At 70.6% G+C, this 2,555-nt stretch carries 4 protein-coding genes; 1 reads left to right on the top strand and 3 read right to left on the bottom strand.

Annotated elements, in window-relative coordinates:
- The coding region (locus U9R90_RS35405; protein ID WP_411061540.1) for a TetR/AcrR family transcriptional regulator at window positions 1–385 on the bottom strand (385 nt) is incomplete at its 3' end.
- 104 nt (window positions 386–489) lie between these two features.
- Here U9R90_RS35405 and U9R90_RS35400 point away from each other — a divergent pair.
- Entirely contained in the window at window positions 490–1,368 is an 879-nt protein-coding gene (locus U9R90_RS35400; protein ID WP_411061539.1) for an SCO6745 family protein, read from the top strand.
- Between the two features lie 86 nt (window positions 1,369–1,454).
- Here the strand turns inward: U9R90_RS35400 and U9R90_RS35395 are convergent, their stop codons facing one another.
- Window positions 1,455–1,628 carry an antitoxin gene (locus U9R90_RS35395; RefSeq protein ID WP_411061537.1) on the bottom strand — a complete coding sequence of 58 codons (174 nt, stop codon included), beginning with the start codon at window positions 1,626–1,628 and terminating at the stop codon, window positions 1,455–1,457.
- Window positions 1,629–1,742: 114 nt separating this feature from the next.
- Window positions 1,743–2,483 carry a hypothetical protein gene (locus U9R90_RS35390; RefSeq protein WP_411061535.1) on the bottom strand — a complete coding sequence of 247 codons (741 nt, stop codon included), beginning with the start codon at window positions 2,481–2,483 and terminating at the stop codon, window positions 1,743–1,745.
- Between the last annotated feature and the right edge of the window lie 72 nt (window positions 2,484–2,555).

The following is a 2,555-nucleotide window of genomic DNA, read 5'->3' as shown; positions in this document are numbered from 1 at the left end:
CCGCCCCGGCCCGCTCCCGCGCCACCCCCAGCTCCGCGTCATCCCCCCGCAGCAGCTCCGGACGGAACATCACCTGGAAGTGCGCGGGGTGCTCAACGCCGAAGCGGACATAGCGCACGCCCCGTTCGCGCAGATCGGGCGCGTCGGCAAGGGCCACGGCGAGCAGGTCGAAGCCCTCGGCCGCGATCGCGGTGAGCAGGCCCGCGCGGTCCTTGAAGTGGTGGGCGGGGGCCGCATGGGACACACCCGCGCGGCGGGCCAGGTCGCGCAGGCTCAGGCCGGTGGGGCCATCGGTGCGGATGACCTCAAGGGCCGCGGTCAGGATGGCGCGGCGCAGATTGCCGTGGTGGTAGGAGCGCTGCGGCGTCGCCTGTTCGCTGGTCATGGGAGTAGGTTACGACGAATCTAGGCATTGACAAGTTAACTGCGGGGCGGCAATCTTGTCAGTGGCAAGTTAAGCGTGGGTGGGTGTCCAACGAGGGAGTAGTCATGTCCGGAGAGATCGAGCTCGGCCGTGTACGGCAGCTGTGGCACCTGCTGGAGCCGTTGCATGCAGTGGTCTACTACGCGCCGGAGGCCTTCGATGAGGCAGCCGCGCTCGGCTACAAGACCGAGGAGCGGTGGCCGAGTTACTTCGCCTGGCGGTCGGCGCCGCTGGGTCCGGTGAGCAGCGAGCTGGTGGCCGCGACCTACTACAGCTTCAGCCCGCGGATGGTGGGCGAGTACGTTCCCGCCACCTGGGCTGTCGCGTCGCCGGAGGCCGTCATCGCGGCCCGACTGCGGGCGGTGGACCGGGCCTACCGGGCGATCCTGGGCGACCTTGTGGACGGTCCGGAGCTCGCGGAGGCCGCGGCCCTCGCCCGGCGCGCGGCCGAGGCCGCCGCCGCGAGCACCGCGGGTCGCCCGCTCGCCGCCGCGAACGCCGCGCTGCCCTGGCCGGACGCCCCGCACCAGGTGCTCTGGCAGGCGGCGACGATCCTGCGTGAGCACCGCGGCGACGGCCATGTCGCCACACTCTTGACCTCGGGCCTCGACCCCGTGGAGGCGCTCGTGTCCTTCGCCGGGATCGGCGCGGCGCCCGTCGAGGTCTTCGAGAGCCGGGGCTGGAGCGCGGGGGAGTGGGCGGCGGCCCGCGAACGACTCGTGGCGCGCGGGCTGTTGGGCGCGGCGGGCGAGGCGACCGAAGCAGGCCGCGCGCTCCGCGCCGATGTGGAGCTTCGTACGGACGAACTGGCCGCCGGGCCCTGGCGGGAACTCGGCCCCGACGACCTGGCCCGGCTCTCCGACCTGCTCGGGGACGCCTGGGTCGCCGTAATCGGCTCAGGTCTGCTGCCCGCGCAGAACACGCTCGGCATCGGCAAAGTCTGAGCCGCGGGTAACGCGCCCGCCGCCGAGGGCGGGCGCGTGGCCCGCCCTCGGGGGTTCCTCTTCTGGCCTTCTCGCCGCGGCCGGCCTTACTCCTCTTTCTTGTCCCGGTGGATGCCCATCGCGTCCTTCGCCGCGTCCTGGGCCTTGTCGACCTGGTCCGCGTACTTGCCGCCGGTCTTCTCGTCCACCTTGTCGCCGGCGCGCTCGATGGTGTCCTCGCCCATATGGAGCTTGTTCTTGATCTTGTCGAAGACGCCCATTCCTGGGCTCCTTTCCGAGACGACGGGGCGCATTTACTACCGCAATCCGCCCATATCCACTCCGACGATACGCCGGGCCGGGGCAGAGCGCCCGTGCTCGCACTCGGGTGGCCGTCAGCCGTCCAGCTCGTCCAGGTCCAGTACGTCCTTGTCGGCGGGCGCCTTCGCGTCGACCGGCTGGTCGTAGTCCGTGAAGGTCAGGGTCTCGGGCTCCTTGGCGCCTTCGTTGGTGACCTTCAGCAGGTACGGCTTGCCCTCGGTCGCCACCTGGATGAGGTAGCGGTCCTTGCCGTCGTCCTCGGTGAGGGTGATCGCCTTCTTGCCGTCGACGGTGGTCGTCTTCCCCTTGCGGGCAGGCGACTTGACGCCCTTGAACTCCGCGAGGAGCTCGTCCAGGTCGCAGAGGGCGGCCAGGTCCTCGGAGTCGTCGCCGGTCGCCTTCGTCTTCACCCAGCGGCCGCCGAGCATGTTCACGGTGGCGTCGGTCTGTTCCTTGGGCTCTCCCTTCGCCTGGGCGCGCAGGAACTTCTCGTCGAACTTCATATAGAAGGTGTCGCCGGTCCTGATCAGCTCGGCGGAGCCCTCGCCGGCCATCGAGAGGGTTCCGGCGCACTCGCCCTTGGTGTCCAGGGCCAGGTCCAGCGTGAGGGCCCCCATCTCGGGGTCGGTCACATCGCCCTTCACGGTGAGGGACGTGGCGCCGGTGGTGGCCTTGACGGCCTTGTCCACGATCTCGGGGCCCGAGTCGTCGGCGAACGGCGCCTTCGGCTTGTCGTCCTGCGAGGAGCCGCAGGCCGTCAGTCCGACGGCCGCGGCGAGGCAGAGGACGGTGGTGGTGAGGGCGGTGTGACGCATGGTGGATCCCAGGGGTGTACGGGCCGAAGCCGATGGTGAAGGGGTGGTGCGGGGGGTGGTAAGGCAGAGGGG

It is taken from the genome of Streptomyces sp. E11-3 (assembly GCF_046540415.1).
Taxonomy (GTDB): domain Bacteria; phylum Actinomycetota; class Actinomycetes; order Streptomycetales; family Streptomycetaceae; genus Streptomyces.
This window is presented reverse-complemented; position numbering and strand designations above follow the sequence as displayed.